The 17,234-nt window shown below is 63.5% G+C and carries 13 protein-coding genes and 1 pseudogene; 7 read left to right on the forward strand and 7 right to left on the reverse strand.

The features are described 5' to 3' along the window. Nucleotides 1-72: 72 nt before the first annotated feature. Both glcE and CO670_RS02265 read right to left on the reverse strand, forming a co-directional pair. Nucleotides 73-1,275 carry a glycolate oxidase subunit GlcE gene (gene glcE, locus CO670_RS02260; protein WP_097588787.1) on the reverse strand — a complete coding sequence of 401 codons (1,203 nt, stop codon included), beginning with the start codon at nucleotides 1,273-1,275 and terminating at the stop codon, nucleotides 73-75. Further along, nucleotides 1,272-2,711 carry an FAD-linked oxidase C-terminal domain-containing protein gene (locus CO670_RS02265; protein ID WP_097588788.1) on the reverse strand — a complete coding sequence of 480 codons (1,440 nt, stop codon included), beginning with the start codon at nucleotides 2,709-2,711 and terminating at the stop codon, nucleotides 1,272-1,274. Before CO670_RS02265 ends, glcE begins: the two co-directional genes overlap by 4 nt. Before the next feature lie 258 nt (nucleotides 2,712-2,969). On the opposite strand from CO670_RS02265, the pseudogene CO670_RS02270 reads away from it, so the two are divergent. After that, nucleotides 2,970-3,865 (forward strand): annotated as a pseudogene (locus tag CO670_RS02270) (LysR family transcriptional regulator). A 15-nt stretch (nucleotides 3,866-3,880) separates the two neighbouring features. Here CO670_RS02270 and CO670_RS02275 read toward each other — a convergent pair. Together CO670_RS02275 and CO670_RS02280 are read right to left on the reverse strand one after the other, a co-directional pair. Beyond that, nucleotides 3,881-5,038: an adenosylhomocysteinase gene (locus CO670_RS02275; protein ID WP_097588789.1), complete on the reverse strand. Its 1,158-nt coding sequence runs from the start codon at nucleotides 5,036-5,038 to the stop codon at nucleotides 3,881-3,883. 100 nt (nucleotides 5,039-5,138) lie between these two features. Continuing rightward, complete coding sequence (locus tag CO670_RS02280) at nucleotides 5,139-6,017, reverse strand: LysR substrate-binding domain-containing protein (RefSeq protein WP_097588790.1); 879 nt, start codon at nucleotides 6,015-6,017, stop codon at nucleotides 5,139-5,141. A 262-nt stretch (nucleotides 6,018-6,279) separates the two neighbouring features. On the opposite strand from CO670_RS02280, the gene CO670_RS02285 reads away from it, so the two are divergent. The 5 genes from CO670_RS02285 to CO670_RS02305 all read left to right on the forward strand — a co-directional run bounded on the left by CO670_RS02285 (nucleotide 6,280) and on the right by CO670_RS02305 (nucleotide 11,600). After that, entirely contained in the window at nucleotides 6,280-6,792 is a 513-nt protein-coding gene (locus tag CO670_RS02285) for an NUDIX hydrolase (RefSeq protein ID WP_097588791.1), read from the forward strand. Between the two features lie 62 nt (nucleotides 6,793-6,854). Then, nucleotides 6,855-8,354, forward strand: a complete 1,500-nt coding sequence (locus tag CO670_RS02290; RefSeq protein WP_097588792.1) for an inorganic phosphate transporter — start codon at nucleotides 6,855-6,857, stop codon at nucleotides 8,352-8,354. Between the two features lie 16 nt (nucleotides 8,355-8,370). Next, nucleotides 8,371-9,108: a 16S rRNA (uracil(1498)-N(3))-methyltransferase gene (locus CO670_RS02295; RefSeq protein ID WP_097588793.1), complete on the forward strand. Its 738-nt coding sequence runs from the start codon at nucleotides 8,371-8,373 to the stop codon at nucleotides 9,106-9,108. Between the two features lie 146 nt (nucleotides 9,109-9,254). Beyond that, complete coding sequence (locus CO670_RS02300) at nucleotides 9,255-10,628, forward strand: glutamate--cysteine ligase (RefSeq protein WP_097588794.1); 1,374 nt, start codon at nucleotides 9,255-9,257, stop codon at nucleotides 10,626-10,628. Between the two features lie 102 nt (nucleotides 10,629-10,730). Beyond that, nucleotides 10,731-11,600: a DUF937 domain-containing protein gene (locus CO670_RS02305; protein ID WP_097588795.1), complete on the forward strand. Its 870-nt coding sequence runs from the start codon at nucleotides 10,731-10,733 to the stop codon at nucleotides 11,598-11,600. A gap of 88 nt (nucleotides 11,601-11,688) precedes the next feature. On the opposite strand, the gene CO670_RS02310 is transcribed toward CO670_RS02305, so the two are convergent. Continuing rightward, nucleotides 11,689-11,988 carry a DUF1127 domain-containing protein gene (locus CO670_RS02310; protein ID WP_097588796.1) on the reverse strand — a complete coding sequence of 100 codons (300 nt, stop codon included), beginning with the start codon at nucleotides 11,986-11,988 and terminating at the stop codon, nucleotides 11,689-11,691. 203 nt (nucleotides 11,989-12,191) lie between these two features. On the opposite strand from CO670_RS02310, the gene CO670_RS02315 reads away from it, so the two are divergent. Further along, the gene (locus tag CO670_RS02315; RefSeq protein WP_097588797.1) at nucleotides 12,192-13,145 is read left to right on the forward strand and encodes a LysR substrate-binding domain-containing protein; all 954 of its coding nucleotides are present in this window, start codon (nucleotides 12,192-12,194) and stop codon (nucleotides 13,143-13,145) included. Nucleotides 13,146-13,151: 6 nt separating this feature from the next. Here the strand turns inward: CO670_RS02315 and CO670_RS02320 are convergent, their stop codons facing one another. Together CO670_RS02320 and CO670_RS02325 are read right to left on the reverse strand one after the other, a co-directional pair. Next, nucleotides 13,152-13,793, reverse strand: coding sequence for a TetR/AcrR family transcriptional regulator (locus CO670_RS02320; protein ID WP_097588798.1), 642 nt, complete (start codon nucleotides 13,791-13,793; stop codon nucleotides 13,152-13,154). Between the two features lie 296 nt (nucleotides 13,794-14,089). Next, complete coding sequence (locus CO670_RS02325; protein ID WP_097588799.1) at nucleotides 14,090-17,152, reverse strand: autotransporter domain-containing protein; 3,063 nt, start codon at nucleotides 17,150-17,152, stop codon at nucleotides 14,090-14,092. Nucleotides 17,153-17,234: the final 82 nt, after the last annotated feature.

The following is a 17,234-nucleotide window of genomic DNA, read 5'->3' on the forward strand; positions in this document are numbered from 1 at the left end:
GCTGGGGCGAAGGGGGAGCAAGAGGCACCTTCGTGCAATTCATCGAGCGTGGGCAGTCGGCAACAAGCATCTTCACGACCCCATCTTCCCCGGATTGAAGATCCCGGCCGGATCGAACTTCTCCTTCACCCGCCGCGACAGCATCGCCACCGCCTCGGGCTCCGGATGAAAGGCAGCGGTTGCCGCCCTCGCCGCGGAGGAGGCGCGGATGAGCGTCGCGTGGCCGCCGCCGAGCACCTTGATGTAGCGACGGACCAGTTCGGCTTCGGGATCCGCCTCCATGCGCATCCAGACGAGGCCGCCCTGCCAATCATAAAAGGCATCGACGCCGGCTTCGAGGCGGAGCGCCGCGACGAGCTGATGGCCGGTACCGGGGGCGACCGAGACGCGCCAGACCGGCCGCGTCGTGCCGTCGGCATAGGGCAGCACGTCGCGGATTTCCCGCCAGAGCCTCTGGCTTTCACTCTCGTCCAGCCGCGTGACCGTGGCGAAGGCAGACATTGCCGCCGCAAGCTTTTCGAGGCGCACGTCGACGGAGCCGGCCAAGCCCTCGATGCGCAGAACCGTCGCCTCGCCTTCCGGAAGCTTGCCGGCGAGGAATTTCCACGTCACCGTCAAAGGCAGATGGGCCGCGCCTGAGACTTCGACCGGCAGCGCCATCGCCGCCGCCATGGCCTTTGCCGCCTCGGCATCGTTGAGGCCGGAGAGAACCACGGTCCGTTCCGTCTTCGGGCGCGGCGGCACGCGGAAGGTGACTTCGGTCAGAAAACCCAGCGTACCGTGCGAACCGGCGATCAGCTTGACGAGATCGAGGCCGGTGACATTCTTCATCACCCGGCCGCCGGCCTTGATGACCTCGCCCCTGCCGTTGACGAAGCGCACCCCGAGCAGGCTGTCGCGGGCAGCGCCCGCAACGAGGCGGCGCGGGCCGGAGACATTGGCGGCGAAGACGCCGCCGATGGTCGGCTCGCCCGACCTGCCCATGACAAGGCGATGATCCATCGGCTCGAAGGCGAGCATCTGGCCTGCTTCGGCGAGCGCCGCCTCGACCTCGGCAAGCGGCGTGCCCGAACGGACCGTCATGACCATCTCGCCGGGATTATAGGCGAGGATGCCGGAAAGCCTGGTCGATCGCAGCCGGTCTTCGGCGGCAACGGCATTGCCGAAACCCGAGCGCGTATCGCCGCCGCAGATCGCAAGCGGCCGGTTCATCTCCGCATGGGCGAAGACGATCGCCGCCGCCTGTTCCTCGCTCGTCGGCATCAGATCGATCATGCGGCAGGGCGTCCTTCGAGCGGGAAGACCTTCGAGGGGTTGAGGATCCAGCCGGGATCGAAGGCGGCGCGCACCGCCATCTGCTGGGCAAGGTCGGCCTCGGAATATTGATGCCGCATCAGGTCGCGCTTCTCGATGCCGACGCCATGCTCGCCGGTGAGGCAGCCGCCGGCATCGACGCAGAGCTTCAGAATATCGTTGCCGGCCGCTTCCGCCCTGGCGGCATCCTCGGGATCGTTGGCATTGAAGAGGATCAGCGGATGCATGTTGCCGTCGCCGGCATGGAAGACATTGGCGACGCGCAGGCCGTAATGATCAACGATCTCCGCTGTCCGCTTCAGCACATGGGAAAGCTGGCTGAGCGGCACGGTGCCGTCCATGCAGATATAGTCGGCGATCCGGCCGGTGGCGCCGAAGGCGGATTTGCGGCCCTTCCAGATCAGCGCCGCTTCGGTCGCCGACTGGCATTCGCGCACGGTCTTCACGCCGTGCCGGCGGGCGATTTCGACGATGTCCTTCAGCGTCGCGTCCATCTCGGCTTCCGAACCTTCGACCTCGACGATCAGGAGCGCGCCGACATCGAGGGGATAGCCGGCATGGGCGAAGGCCTCGCAGATCTCGATCGCCGGCTTGTCCATGAATTCGATCGCAACCGGAATGATGCCGGCGGCGATGACATCGGCCACGCAGGCGCCGGCTTCCTCCGACGCTTCGAAGCCGAAGAGCACCGGGCGCGCGCCTTCCGGCTTGGCGATCAGCCGCACCGTCGCCTCGGTGACGATGCCGAGCTGGCCCTCGTGACCGCAAACGAGGCCGAGCAGATCATAACCCGCCGCATCCAGCGCCATGCCGCCGAGTTCGATCACCGTGCCGTCGACCAGCACCATTTTGACGCCGAGCAGATTGTTGGTGGTGACGCCATATTTCAGACAGTGGGCGCCGCCGGAATTCATGCCGATATTGCCGCCGATGGTGCAGGCGAGCTGCGAGCTCGGATCGGGCGCATAGAAGAAGCCATCGGCGGAGACGGATTCGGAAATATTGAGATTGGTGACACCTGCCTGCACCACGGCGACGCGGTTCGCCAGATCGATCTCGAGGATGCCGTTCATCTTGGAGAGACCGAGCACGACGGCATCCTCCTGCGGAATGGCGCCGCCGGACAGCGAGGTGCCGGCGCCGCGCGGCACGACGGGAATCCCGTAGCGATGGCAATAACGCATGACCGCAGACACCTCGGCCGTCGTGCGCGGCAGCGCGACGGCAAGCGGCAGGCGCCGATAGGAGACAAAAGCATCCGTCTCGAACGGCACCAGCTCTCGCGCCTCATGGACCAGGCATTCCGGCGGCAGGAGATCGGTCAGATCGGCAACGATCTGGGCCCGCCGCGCCAGCACGTCGGCACGGGGTTTCAGAAACGGAATGGCGTCGGACATGGCGTTCTCCCCAGAGCATGATGCCGAAAAATGTGCGCGGTTTTCGGGCGACATCATGCTCTAACTCTTTAACAGAACAGGATTCAGATCTTAGGCCAACCGGCCTAAAATCATTCTGTTCTAGTCCTGGCGACGGGAAAATGACAGCGGGAACCGGCCGCGAACCTCCCTGCCGCCGTGACATCGGCTTAGCACTTTCCCGAAACCGGCGCAAATGCTAAGCACTTATGCCAAAAGAGGAAAAAGCCGCAGAACCTTATGACCAATCTGGGTGATCTCGAAATCTTCGCCAAGGTCGTGGCCACAGGAAGCATGTCGCTCGCCGGCCGGGCGCTCGGCTTTTCCCCCGCCGTCGTTCCAAGCGCATCAAGCGGCTGGAGGACAGGCTCGGCACCCGGCTTCTGCAGCGCACGACGCGGCAGATTTCGCTGACGGAAGCCGGGCAAGGCTTCTACGACCGCGTCCTCGGCATCCTCGCCGGCTTGGAAGAGGCCGAGTTCTATATTTCCGGCCGCTCGACGCAGATGCACGGCACGCTGAAGATCTCGGCGCCGACCTCCTTCGGGCGCATGCATATCGCGCCGCATCTCAAAGACTTCATGGAAGCGCATCCGGACCTTGCGATCAATCTGGTGCTGACCGACGAATTCTCCGACATCGTCGGCGGCGGCTTCGACCTGGCCATCCGCATCGCCGAACTCACCGATTCAAGCCTCGTCGCCCGACGGCTCGCGCCGGTGCGCCGGCTGCTCTGCGCCTCGCCGGATTACCTTGCCGCGCATGGCAAGCCTGAAACCATCGACGCGCTGAAACACCACCGCTGCCTGCCGGCGCACAACAACGACACCTGGCGGCTGAACGGGCCGGACGGACCGCTCAGCCTGCGGCCGGAGGGCATGCTGATCACCAACTCCAGCGAAGTGATCCGCGAGACTGTCATCGCCGGCCTCGGCATCGCGCTGCGCTCCACCTGGGATATCGGCGAAGAACTCAAGGCCGGCCGCCTGGTGCAGGTGCTGCCGGCCTATGAGGGCTCGCACAATGTCGCGCTCTCGGCCGTCTATCCCAGCCGCCAGTTCCTGCCGGCCAAGTTGCGGCTGTTCATCGATTATCTCACCGAGCTTTACGGACCCGTTCCCTACTGGGAGCTCTGACTGAAGGCGGCAGGGTCAGCGCGACAGATCGAGATAGGCGTTCGCCACCATCGCATCGATATCGGCCGGCACCGGCACGACGCAGGACCCGGCATCGGCTTCGCCCCTGGCGATGCGCTCCAGGCAGCGCGCCTGAAGCGTGAAACCGAGATCCATCGATTCGGCGGAATTGCCGAGCGGCCGCGGACCGGCAAGATTGGCCATATGGCCGCCGCCGAGCACGTGAAAAGACCGGCCGTCCTTCAGATGGAACGTCTCGATATGCTCGGCCTCGTAACGATCGATGCCGATAACGTCGGGATGGCGCCGAAAGGCTTCGACGTCGATCTCACGCGGGAAATGGCCGCCATTCATCAGGATTGCACCGTCCTTGAGGAGCGGCAGGTCGGCGGCCGTGACGATATCGGCAAAACCCGTAACGGTGACGAGAATATCGGCCGAGCGGATCGCCGCCTCGCGCAGCGGCGTGACGAAACCGTCGAGATGGGCTTCGAGCGTCGTCACCGGATCGATATCGACGACGCTGACGGTGGAAAAGGCATTGCGGAAACAGGCGGCCGTGCCTTTGCCGCAGGCGCCGTAGCCAAAAACCGTGACGCGTTTGCCATTGGTGGACCGGTTGGTGAAGCGCAGATAGCTTTCGAACAGGCTCTGGCCGACGGCATGCCTGTTTTCGGCGAACTGCTTGATCGGGCTGTCGTTGATGACGAGGATCGGCATGTTCAGGCGCTCGCGCATCGGTAGCAGCCGCGTGCGGCCCGACGTCGTCTCCTCGGTGCCGCCAAGGAGGTTCGCATAGGGCTTTTCCGCGGCGATGGCGAAGAGATCGCCGCCATTGTCGAGCAGCAGTTCCGGCCTTTCGGCAATCACCGCTTCCAGGCTCTGGTGATGCGCGGCAGGATCGGTCGTCTGGGTGGCAAAGACGGTGATGCCCTGTGCACGCAGGAACTCGACCGTCGAAGGCTGGGTGCTGTTGAGGTTGCCGGTGCAGACGAGATGCGCCCCGCCGGCGCGAAGCGTCATCAACAGCGCTACCGTCTTCGGCTCGAGATGGATGCCGGTGCCGATCGACAGGCCCTCGAAGGGGCGCGTGCGCTCGAATTCGGCCGCCGTGGCCTTGAGCAGCCGGCAACTGCTGGCGATCCAATCGATGCGGGTTGCAGTCCTTTCCATCATGTTCTCCTCTGCGTCTGATGCCGGCGCCATTTCTAGCTGAGCGAAAGGATGGCGAGTATGGAGGTTATTCTGACGAAAGAGCAGAAAATCTGCCCCTTCAGGCTCGCTTCCCGCAACGAAGCAGCCAGCCGGACAAGGCAGCAAAGGCCGGCCGTTTCGCATCGGGCTTGCGGCAGCAAAGGCTGTAACCCGAGGGCCGGGAGATGAAGTCGTAGGGCGCGACCAGCCGCCCGCGCTCAAGATCGTCTTCTATCGAGGCGCGCGGCGCAAGGGCGATACCAAGCCCGGAACGGGCCGCACCGAGCGCCAGCAGCAGATCCTCGAATTCCTGGCGGCGTGAAAAGGCGACGGGCGGCGTGGCGCTTTCGGCAAACCATTCGTCCCATAACTTCGGGGCGCTGCGGCTGACCAGCATCGTTTGCGCAGCCATTGCGGTGGGGTCTTTCGACAGCATCGCCGCAAGCGCCGGCGTGGCGACCGGGCCGAACTCGTCCTCCATGAAGCGCAGCGCGGTAATCCCCGCGGCCGGCCGGTATTCGCCGCCCATGATCACCGCGTCCAGTTCCGGGTGCTTCTGCAGCGGTTCGACCACGGTCATCGGGACGATATCGACCAAGAGATCGCCGAGGCCGGCCTGCATGTCCGCGACGCGCGGCATCAGCCACCAGACGGCGAAGGCGGAGGGAACGCCGAGGCGGAGGCGGCCCGTTCCGGCACTTTCGAACTCCGAAGCGGCGCGCTGCAGGATGTCGAATGCCGCGCCCGAGGCTTCGGCGAAAGCGCATGCCTCGCCAGTCGGAACCAGCCTGCGGCCTTCGCGTGTGAAGAGCTTGCGGCCGAAGTGATTCTCGAGCGTCGCGATCTGCTGGCGCACGGCGCCGCGCACGACATTCAGCTCCTCGGCGGCCTTCAAAATACTGCCGTGGCGGCAAACGGCCTCGAAGGCGCGCACGGCATTGAGAGGCGGTAGACGCATAGTTGCCACATTCGCAAAATGATTGGGAACAATTGATCCCGCCATTGATTAGAAAGCAAGACGAAGCCATATTGTACACCTGTGCAATATGGCGCATTCGAAACAGGTCGTGACGGATTTCTGAGCCTGCCCCTGCTCGATTTCCCCTAAGAACGGCGGTGAAACCACGTTTCGGACCGTGCTCGGTTTTGGATTGCGTAAGCTTTCCGTGATACACGTATATGAGTGATTCCTAACAACCACTGCGAAGGTGACCCGACAATTGACTCTTCTCGCCAGATTGGCATCCGATGTGCAACTGATGTTCCGGCGTCCGCCGCGACAACAATACGGCGCGCTGTGCTACCGGGTGAAGAAGAAAAGCGGTGAGGTCGAGGTGCTCCTGATGACGAGCCGCGATACCGGCCGCTGGGTCATTCCCAAGGGCTGGCCGATGAATGGGAAATGCGCCCATGAAGTCGCGATGCAGGAAGCCCTGGAGGAAGCCGGCGTCCGCGGCTCCGTCGAGGCGGAAACGCTCGGCGCCTATACCTATCCGAAGGTGCTGCGCGACGGGGTGCAGGTGATCTGCAAGGTGCAGGTCTATGCGCTCGAAGTCACCGACATGGCAAAGAATTTCAAAGAGAAGGGCGAGCGCACCATCGAATGGGTGTCGTTCGACGAGGCGGCCAAGCGCGTGCGCGAACCGGAGCTGCGCCACCTTTTCCTCGCCTTCAAGCAAAAGATGATCGACAGGCTTTCGGCCAAACCGGCGAAGCAAATTCCGGCGGAATGAATCCTGCCATCTTGCACTGCTAAAAAAGCAGCGTAGAAGCAGATTTATCTCTGGAAAAACGAATGCCGCCACGCCCAGCAGTTCTTACCAAACGCACGCTCGACAAAGATCTCGATAAGATCACCTATGTCGAGGACGCGGCAAAGCATGTGGCGCGACGGCTGGTGGCCCCCGGTCTTGGGCTGATTTTCCTTGGTCTCGCCATGCTGTTTGCCGGCGTCTACGTCTTCGACCGGCCGGGAGCCGTGCTCGTCGTGGCGGCAGCCGCCCTTGCCGCCTACATGGCGCTGAATATCGGCGCCAACGACGTGACCAACAATGTGGGCGCGGCCGTCGGCGCACGCGCCATGACGATGGGCCAGGCGCTTGTCATCGCCGCGATCTTCGAGGTCCTGGGGGCCACGATCGCCGGCGGCGAGGTCGTCAAGACGATTTCCTCCAACATCGTTGATGCCGCCCAGGTGCCGCCTGTGGTGCTCGGCTGGATCATGATGGCGGCGCTGACCGCGGCAGCCCTCTGGATCAATCTCGCAACCTGGATGAACGCGCCGGTTTCCACCACGCATGCGATCGTCGGCGCGGTGATCGGCGCCGGCGTCGCCGCCGTCGGGCCGGAGCCGGTAAACTGGCGGGTGATGCTGGAAATCACCTCGAGCTGGATCACTTCGCCGCTGATCGGCGGACTGATCGCCGCCGGCCTGCTCTATCTCGTCAAGACGCTCATCATCTATCGCGACGACAAGATCGCGGCGGCGCGGCGCTGGGTGCCGGTCCTGGTCGCCGTGATGGCCGGCAGCTTCATGGCCTATATGGTGCTGCAGCTGTCGCCCGCCGGTCGCTTTCCGTCTCTCACCGTCATTCTCATCGGGATCGGCATCGGCCTGGTGAGCTGGCTTTGCGCCCGCCCGCTCGTGCTCGCGCAAGCGCGGAATCTCGAAAACCGCAACAGCTCGCTGCGGGCGCTGTTCCGCCTGCCGCTGATCGGGTCGGCAGCGCTGCTTTCTTTCGCGCACGGGGCAAACGACGTTTCGAACGCTGTCGGGCCGCTGTCGGCGATCGTCCGCTCCGCCAGCGTCGGTGGTGACGGAGGCGCGGGCCACCCGCCGCTCTGGGTGATGCTGATCGGCGCCTTCGGCATCTCCGTCGGCCTGCTGCTCTTCGGGCCGCGCCTCATCCGCCTGGTCGGCGAAGAGATCACCAAGCTCAACCCGATGCGCGCCTATTGCGTCGCGCTGTCGACCGCTTTCACCGTCATCGTCGCCTCCTGGCTCGGCCTGCCGGTCAGCACCACGCATATCGCCGTCGGCTCGGTGTTCGGCGTCGGTTTCTTCCGCGAATGGTATACCCGCAATTCGAAGCGCCGCATCGCCTATATCAGGCGCAAGACCGAGACCTGGGAGCTCGACGAGCCGGAGGAGCCGAACGTCCACGAGAGGCGGCGGCGTTATCTGGTGCGCCGCTCGCATTTCATGACGATCGTGGCTGCCTGGATCGTCACCGTGCCGGTTTCGGCCACGCTTGCGGCAATGATTTATTGGGCTATGTTCGCGCTCTTCGTCTGAACTTCTGAGTTTTCAAATGCGCGCCAATTTTCGCATGCAACGACTGTTCGTCGATGCGCCGCTTTCCCGCGGCGCCGTCCTGGAGGCAAATTCCGACCAGTTCAATTATCTCGCCAATGTGCTGAGGATGGAGGATGGCGCGGAGATCCTGCTCTTCAACGGCCGTGACGGCGAGTGGAAGGCGAGCCTCTCCTTCCCCACACGCAAACGCATCCTGCTGACGGCAAAGGAAGAGACGCGGCCGCAGCCGGCGCCTTGCGACCTGCATTATCTCTTCGCGCCGCTGAAGGTCGGGCGCATGGATTATCTCGTGCAGAAAGCCGTGGAAATGGGAGCCGGTTTGCTGCAGCCTGTGGTGACCCAGCACGTGCAGGGAAAGATCACCAATCTCGGCAAGCTCCGTGCCAACGTCGTCGAGGCAGCGGAGCAATGCGGCGTCCTCGGCATCCCTGAGGTGGCCGAGCCGGCGAGGCTTTCCGACCTGCTCGACCGCTGGCCCAGCGAGCGCCGCATCATCTATTGCGACGAGGGCGATGCCGGGCAGAACCCGCTGCCAGTCTTGTCCGCCATTAGGGAAAGGCACCTCGCCCTGCTGGTCGGGCCGGAAGGCGGCTTTTCGGAGGAAGAACGCGCCCGGCTTCGAAGCCTCGATTTCGTCACCGCCATTCCGCTCGGACCGCGCATCCTGCGGGCCGACACGGCAGCCGTTGCGGCGCTCGCCGTGGTCCAGGCGGCGATCGGCGACTGGACGTGACGCCGAAAACGGGTTGACGCGGAAATCACTGCTGTTTTTTTGATGCGTCATTGAAAGAATTTCACTTGCAACATACGTGGCTTGGGTCCTAATCACCTTCCAATTGCCCGGCCCCCTGGGCGCCTTTTCGAATACAGGTACCCCGCATGGCCCGCGATACTACCGACCAGACGCCGCTCTCTTCGGTCCAGGAACTGACCGATTACCTCGCTGCGGGCAACAAGCCGCGGGAGCGCTTCCGGATAGGCACCGAACACGAGAAGTTCGCCTTCTTCCGCGCCGATAACAGCCCGGTTCCCTACTTCGGCGATGCCAGCATTTCCGCCCTGCTCACCGGCCTGCAGAAAAAGAGCGGCTGGGAGCCGATCATGGACGGCGCCAACATCATCGGCCTTGCCGAACAGAACGGCATGGGGGCGATCTCGATCGAGCCCGGCGGCCAGTTCGAATTGTCAGGCGCGCCGCTGGAGACGATCCACCAGACCTGCAAGGAATCGAACCAGCATCTGGCGACGCTGCGCGAAATCGCCGAGCCGATGGGAATCCGCTTCCTCGGCATCGGCGGCAGTCCGAAATGGACCTATGCGGAAACCCCGCAGATGCCGAAATCGCGCTACGAGATCATGACCCGCTATATGCCGAAGGTCGGCACCCAAGGTCTCGACATGATGTACCGCACCTGCACGATCCAGGTGAATCTCGACTTCTCCTCGGAAGCCGACATGCGCAAGAAGATGCGCGTCTCGATGAAGCTGCAGTCGCTGGCGACCGCGCTGTTTGCATCCTCGCCCTTCACCGAGGGCAAGCCGAACGGGCTGCTCTCCTGGCGCGGCGACATCTGGCGCGATACCGACAACCGCCGCGCCGGCCTGCTCGATTTCACCTTCCGCGACGATTTCGGCTTCAAGGACTATGCCGAATGGGCGCTCGACGTGCCGATGTATTTCATCGTCCGCGACGGCCGTTATCACGACTGTACGCGCGTCACCTTCCGCCAGTTCATGAACGGCGCATTGAAGGGCGAGGTCGCCGATCCGGCGCCGACGATGGGCGACTGGACCAACCATCTTTCGACGCTCTTCCCCGACGTCAGGCTGAAGCGCTTCCTCGAAATGCGCGGCGCCGATGGCGGCCCCTGGCGGCGCATCTGTGCCTTGCCGGCCTTCTGGGTCGGCCTGCTCTACGAAGACGCAGCCCTGGAGGCGGCCGACGAACTGACCAAGGATTGGGGCTTTGCCGAGATCAGCGCCCTGCGCGATGCCGTTCCGGCGCAAGGGCTGAAGGCTGCGTTTCGCGGGCATGCGCTCTTCGACGTGGCGCGAGAAGTGATCGGCATATCGCGGGCCGGCCTCAAGGCGCGCGGCAAGCTCAACGGGGAAGGCCAGGACGAGAGCATCTTCCTTGCGCCGCTCGACGAAGTGCTCGCCAAGAAGGCGACGCTCGCCGAGGATCTGCTTTCGCTCTACAACGGCCGCTGGCAGGGTTCCGTCGAGCCGGTCTTCGAAGACTATCAGTACTGAGACCGTCTCTCTAAGTTCCTCTGGCAAAAAGCCGTTTGCGCATTACCATTTCCGGATATAGTGACGCTACAACGCGTCACGACTCGGGGAAAGGGACCTTCCATGCTGCCACTCTTCGACATGATGATGCAGGCGCAGAACGGTGCGGCGATGGAGGCGGTCGCCCGGCAATTCAACCTGGCGCAGGAACAGGCGACCAAGGCGATGGCCGCACTGATGCCCGCTTTTTCCGCCGGCCTGAAGCGCAGCACCAGCAACCCGTATGATTTCGTCGGGCTGATGCAGGCCGTCGCCTCCGGCAATTACGCGCGCTATTTCGAGGATATGAGCCGGGCCTTCACACCGGAGGGCATTTCCGACGGCAACAACATCCTCGCCCAGCTTTTCGGCTCGAAGGAGGTCTCGCGCGCGATCGCCGCCCAGGCGGCGCAGATGACCGGCATCGGTCAGGACATCTACAAGCAGATGCTGCCGGTGCTGGCCGACACGCTGATGGGCGGGCTCTTCAAGCAGACGACCGGCCAGATGGCCTCGCCGGTCAATCCCTTCGTCAACACGGCAATGGGCGAGAGCATCCAGAAATGGCTTGAGAGCACCGGCTTTGCGCCGAAGCCGAAGGCAGCCCCTGAGCCCAGCATCTTCGACAATCCGTTCACGCAGGCGATGCAGGTGATGTTTTCGACGCCGAAGCCGGAGCCCGCGTCTCAACCGAACCCCTTCCTCGACAATCCCTTTGCCAAGGCCTTCCAGGAAATGATGGCAGGTCTTAGCCAGCAGCCGGCGGCCAAATCCCCGGCAGCAAAGCCCCCCGAGCCTCCGAAAGAGGAAACGAAGGCCAAGGCGGAAACCTATGCCGAGATGCTGAACGCCATGTTCGACAGCGGGCTCGAAGTGCAGAAGAGCTACCAGAAGAGCCTGGAAGCGATCTTCGAAACCTACCGGCCGAAACCTTCTTCTGAAACCAAGGAATAAAAAAACCCGGAGATGGCTTGGGAAAAGCCGATCACCGGGTCAAGCGGCAGGGCTATTGGCTATCACCCTGCGGGGAAACTCGACGCCCCTACTCCTGGTAGGGGCGGAAGAGCGACAGGCTCCAGCGCTTTCGCGCCGAGCGCGTCAGATGTTCCGACGGGTCCTCGAAAAAGGTCGAGGCCAGGAACGCGGAGGTAAGGTCGGACCTGGTAAGGCCGATATCCCTCAGCTGACTGTCGTTCAGATCATGCAACGCGTTGATCTCCATGCGATTGCGGAACCCGCGAAAGAGGGCGACCAGCGGAGCGAGACCTGCCACCAGACGCTGGAAAAGCGTCGGGGTCAGCTTGCTGCAGTCGAGTTCTATTGTTCGGTCTGTCGTGTGCATCGAACTCTCCTTTCTTTCGGGCACGCAACAACCCACCCCGCCCGCGAGGTCGTGCGGGAGGGATCAGGCTGAATTCTGCTTGGACAGGCAGGGTGTCTGTCCTTCACTTTGCTTGATTTGCATCCCGAAGATGCCAAAGACCTATTGATCAGTCCAACGAATGTTTCTAATGATTATCATCAGCTATCTTTATGGGTGATACCATGTCCGCGCCTCTTGATCTCGACCAGTTGCAGACTTTCATCGCCATCGTCGATTCCGGCAGCTTCACCAAGGCGGCCGACAAGGTCTACAAGACCCAATCGGCCGTTTCCATGCAGATGCGCCGCCTCGAGGAGCGCATCGGCAAGCAGCTGTTCATCAAGGACGGCCGCGGCAACCGGCTGACGGTCGAGGGCGAGAAGCTGCTCAATTACGCCCGGCGCATCATCCGCCTCAACAATGAGGCGATCGCCGCCTTCGACGACAACAGGCTGGAGGGGACGCTGCGCATCGGCACGCCTGATGATTACGCCGACCGCTATATGCCCGAGATCATCGGCCGCTTCGCCAAGACGCATCCGAACGTCGAGCTCTACATCGTCTGCGAGCCTTCGGTGGACCTTGCCGAGCGCATGCACAAGGGCGAGCTCGATATCGCGCTCGTCACCCATAACCCGCGCGAGCGCATGTCCGATGTGGTGAGAACCGAGCCGCTCTGCTGGGTCGGATCGGCCAACCATCCGATCCGCGACGATGCGCCGGTGCCGCTTGCCGTCGGCCGGCGCGACTGCCAGTGGCGCCAGCTCGCCTGCTCGGCGCTCGATGCTGTGGGACGCGAACACCAGATCCTGTTCACCAGCTGGTCCTGCACCGTGGTTGCCGCCGCCGTGCTTGCCGGCATGGCGGTTTCGGTGATGCCGGAGTCGGCTTTGCGGACGGGCATGAAGGTGCTGAGCCAGGCCGATGGTTTTCCGGCGCTACCACCGGTGCAGATCGGCATCATGAAGCGGCCGGGCGTCTCGATCTCGCTGATGAACGCGATCACCGCCCATATCACCGCCTGCCTCGACAACATCACGCCTGCCGTCATCGACGACAATCTCGAGGCGGACGTCAAATCCGCCCAGGCGCGTTACCCGCGGCTGAAGGCCGCCAACATGGTGCCGAGCTGGTAGAGGCGCTCAGGCGGCGCTTGGCGCCGCAGCGGCGAAAAGCGAGGCGCGGATGACGCGCTTCCACTCGTCGAGCATGCGCCGCGCCAGGGTTTCCTCGCTGACGGCCGCAAGCCGGATGACGGCGCCGATCAGGTGGCTGAAGAGGTAAGTGCGCGCATACATTTCCTCGTCGCAGAGATCGGGCGCCAGCTGGCGGACGGCGTCCTGGAAGATGCCTGCGACGCGGCCGCTATGCTCGATGTTCAGCTGCAAGAGATCCTGATCCGTCTCCGTGCCCATCCAGACGCCGAGATAGACGGGGTCGTTGCGGTAGGATTCATAGTACCAGTCGATGGTCGCGCAGACGAGATCGAGCGCCTGGTCCAGCGACTGTACATCGGCGAACATCGCTGCCGCCTTCGCCTGGATTGCCGAAGCGTGCTGGTCGAACAGCGCTTTGACGATCGCCGCCTTCTCCGGAAAATACTGATAGACAGAACCGATCGGCACCTTGGCGGCGACGGCGAGTTCCGTCATCCGCATGGCGCTGACACCTTTTTTTGCAATGATCTTCGAAGCGGCGGCGAGAATGAGGTCCAGCCTCTGGATACTGCGCTCCTGCTTCGGCTTCCTGCGGAGGCCGATCCGATCTACGCTTTCCGCGCCCATGTCGTTCCCATTCTTATCGTTTTTCACGCAGGAAGAAGCTCTCGGCCAAACCGGCGCATCGGGCCGATATGACATGCAGGTCTTCATCCGCGGTAAATGGAAACGCTCACATTTTAACGACCGGCAAAAGCCCGTGAAAATCGGCGCGCAGCAGCACCGATTGTCTCCTCACGCGCGTAAAGAACGCCGTAGCACTTTAAAATTGCTGGATAATTTCATCCGTGGGCCGATTGAGGCCGCCGCGCCCGGCAACCTGCCGCTTCCCCTCCGTCGCCATGAATGCAGGTCAGCGGATGTTAGAACTTCACCGACAGCGTCGCTTTGACGCCATGCTGCTGCGCGCCCTCGGCGATCTGGCCGGAATAGGCAATACCGAGGGCGGAGTTTGGGTTGAGGTCGAAGTCGAGCCCGGCAGCGAGGATGAAGGCGTTGCGCGCCACCGGGATGCCGGCGACCGTGAAGTCGTCGCCTCCCGCAAAAGCATGCGTCGCCAGCGGAACGGTATCGCCGGCCGCATGCCGCCAGCCCGACATGCCGCGCAGGGTGGCATTCGTCCCGCCCAGGCGAATATCCATCTCGGCATGCAGGCCAAGCGTGGCGACGGTGGTGTTGGTCGTGCGGCTCGAACTGTCGAGCGCGGCCGCCCCGCCCTCTTCGGTAAAGCCCGCCGTGCGAACCGCCACGTGAGCGAGATTGACGAAAGGCTCGAAGGAGGCCGCCGCCGTATCGAAGCGATAGCCGAGCTCGGCGAAGGCCTGCAGCGTGCCGGCGCTATAGCTCGCATCGAGCCTGTCCTCGAAGCTTCCGATCACGACGCGGCGGCTTGTCTCGATCTCGTGCCAGGTATGGGCAAGGCCGGAGCGGAAAGCGAGATTGCCCCACTGCGTGCCGGCATAGAGGCCGAGATGATAATCGTCGCTCGATCCCGACGAGGCGCGGTGGCGCGGGTCGAAGCCTGAGTTGCTGTAGCCCGCCATCAGGCCGAGCCTGACGTCATCGAAGCTGGTGTCTACGCCGGCCAGAAACCCGCCGGTCTGATGGCGCAGCGTGGCGGCGTTGCCATCCGTGGATGCCTCGCTCAGGCCGCCAAAGGCCGTGCTCCAGAACACCGGCCCTTCGGGCGTATCGGCGGCGATCAGTTCCGGACCGCCGGGCCAGAAGGCCTGTATCGGGACCGCAGCAGCACCGGGATCACCGAAAGCGGAGCGCAGGCGCTCATTGGCGGCCTCGCGGACAAAGAGGCTCTGGGTGATCAGCCCCGTCTTGATCGAGGCATGGATTTCGCCGGAAAGCGCATCGAAGCTCGCCTGAATCTCCGACTCGTCGTCCGGCAATGTGACGATCGCGTCGTAAATGTCGTTGCCGGTTCCGAGCTGCTCGGCAGCCCCCGCCGCGGCAATCTGGTTGCGCGTCGCCGCCATGTCGGTGAAGCTCACGTCGTTGCGCGCGATCTCCAGATAGACGTTGTTCAGGTCATAGGAGAGGTCGGCTGCCAGGAAGGCATAGTTGGAAGTGACGGCGCCGAACGTGCCGCTGATCCCGCCGGCAGCGGTCAGGATGGTATAGGTGGAGAAGGGCTTGTAGTTGCCATTCATCCCGACATGGGTGACGGTGGCGCCGTTCAAAAGCGCGGTGCCGGCGACCGAGATGAAATCGCTGGCGGTGCCGCCGGGATCGACCTCGACCTCATAGGTGGAGCTTGGATCGAAAGTGAGGTTGCCGCCGACAGTCAATGTTCCGATGGAGTTGCCGGGCGCAACGGTGACGCCCGCGCCGATGTTCAGCGTCCCAATGGACCCCGAGCCGCCCAGTCTGCCGCCCGTCATCGTCAGGATGCCGCCAAGGCTGCCATTGACGATCAGACGGCCGTCCGACACGGTCGTGGTGCCGGCAAAGCCCGAACTGTTGCCGGTCAGGAGCAAGGTGCCGCTGCCGAGCTTGGTGAAATCGCCGCTGCCGGAGAATATGCCGCCATAGGTGCTGTCGCTTGCCTGATCGATCGTGAGATCGGCGCTGCCGATCGCGACCTCGCCGCCGCTTCCGGAAAGCTCCGCCATCGTCAGATCGAAGCCGCCGAGATCGAGTATGCCGCCATTGACCGCATAGGCGCTATTCTGCACGAAGGCGCCGGCGCTGCCCGCCAGCAGCCTGCCGGCATCCACCGTCGTCACGCCGGTATAGATGTTGGTGCCGGAAAGCGTCAGCGTACCCGTGCCCTGCTTGGTAAGGCCGCCCGTGCCTTGCAGATCGGCGGCGATACCGACGGCAAAACCGTTGGTATCGATAAAGGCGCCGCCGGCGTCGATCGTGACCTCTCCGGCGCCGAAGCTGCGCAGGAAATTCGCCTCGTTGCCCGTTGCGCGCAAAATACCGCCGTCGAAAACGAGGTTTGCGTCACCGGCCCCTCTCTCGACGTAACCGGTTTCCAGGACGCCGCGCCCGCTTCCGGCACTTCCGTCAATCTCCACCGTTCCCGTGGCACCGGAATCGTCGGCGATAACCACCTCGGACGCAGACACCAGGCCGCCATCGCCGATCGTGACGCCGCCTGTGCCGAATTCGCCGACAAAGAGTGCGCCTGAGCTGATCCAATTCGACCCCGTTCCGGTCACGCTCACCACGCCGCTGCCGACAGAACTGTAGCCGACATAGCCTTCGCTGCCGGTGACGGAGCCGCCATTCGAAATGGTCAGCGTTCCTGTCCCCGCCTCGCCGACCGAGACATAGGTGGAATTGTTCCAGACCGAATTCGCGCCCGTGACGATCACCGCGCCGACGGCGCTGGAATCGTTGCTGATATAACCGGAGGCGCTGTTGACCGTCCCGCCGTTCGAGATGGTCAGCGTGCCGGCGCCGCTATCGCCGATAGTGATGTCCTGGGAGCTGGTCCAGGTCGAACCTGCGCCGGTGACCGTGACCGTACCGCTCGCGCCGGAGAAATAGCCGACATAGCCGAAGGCATTTTCGACCACGCCGCCATCTTCGATGCTGAGCGTGCCGGTGCCCTCATGGCCGACATAGAGGTCGTCGGAACTAGTCCATGTGGAGCCCGGCCCCGTCACCGTTACCGTGCCGGCCGCGCCCGGATCGACGCCGAGCACGCCGAAATCATTGCTGACATCGCCGCCATTGCGGATGATGAGGGCCGCGTCGTCGCCGCTTTGCTCGCCTACGAGGAGATCGTTATTGATCGTCCATGGACTTGGCTGCGTGCCCGGACCGGTTCCGCTCGGATCGTTGCCGTCGACAATCTCCGTATCGTTGCCACCGATGACCTGCTGCGCCCATGCCGGCTCTGCCGCCAGCATCAGCGCCAGAGCCACGCTGCTGGCTGATCCCGCAAGTCTAAGCGTGGCCATCCGATGGATTGGCGCCCCGCCTGTCTTCTCGCCCGTCTTCGCTCGCAAATCGTCCTCACCACACTTCGCTCGCGCAGAAATA

Source organism: Rhizobium sp. J15, from assembly GCF_002531825.1.
GTDB lineage: Bacteria > Pseudomonadota > Alphaproteobacteria > Rhizobiales > Rhizobiaceae > Rhizobium.

Excerpts from the sequence above, each read along its gene's own strand:
- CO670_RS02305 (WP_097588795.1), top strand. The coding sequence starts at position 10,731 with ATGCTGCCACTCTTCGACATGATGATGCAGGCGCAGAACGGTGCGGCG.
- glcE (WP_097588787.1), bottom strand. The coding sequence starts at position 1,275 with ATGATCGATCTGATGCCGACGAGCGAGGAACAGGCGGCGGCGATCGTC.
- CO670_RS02310 (WP_097588796.1), bottom strand. The coding sequence starts at position 11,988 with ATGCACACGACAGACCGAACAATAGAACTCGACTGCAGCAAGCTGACC.
- CO670_RS02265 (WP_097588788.1), bottom strand. The coding sequence starts at position 2,711 with ATGTCCGACGCCATTCCGTTTCTGAAACCCCGTGCCGACGTGCTGGCG.
- CO670_RS02315 (WP_097588797.1), top strand. The coding sequence starts at position 12,192 with ATGTCCGCGCCTCTTGATCTCGACCAGTTGCAGACTTTCATCGCCATC.
- CO670_RS02295 (WP_097588793.1), top strand. The coding sequence starts at position 8,371 with ATGCGCGCCAATTTTCGCATGCAACGACTGTTCGTCGATGCGCCGCTT.
- CO670_RS02290 (WP_097588792.1), top strand. The coding sequence starts at position 6,855 with ATGCCGCCACGCCCAGCAGTTCTTACCAAACGCACGCTCGACAAAGAT.
- CO670_RS02280 (WP_097588790.1), bottom strand. The coding sequence starts at position 6,017 with ATGCGTCTACCGCCTCTCAATGCCGTGCGCGCCTTCGAGGCCGTTTGC.
- CO670_RS02325 (WP_097588799.1), bottom strand. The coding sequence starts at position 17,152 with ATGGCCACGCTTAGACTTGCGGGATCAGCCAGCAGCGTGGCTCTGGCG.
- CO670_RS02300 (WP_097588794.1), top strand. The coding sequence starts at position 9,255 with ATGGCCCGCGATACTACCGACCAGACGCCGCTCTCTTCGGTCCAGGAA.
- CO670_RS02275 (WP_097588789.1), bottom strand. The coding sequence starts at position 5,038 with ATGGAAAGGACTGCAACCCGCATCGATTGGATCGCCAGCAGTTGCCGG.
- CO670_RS02320 (WP_097588798.1), bottom strand. The coding sequence starts at position 13,793 with ATGGGCGCGGAAAGCGTAGATCGGATCGGCCTCCGCAGGAAGCCGAAG.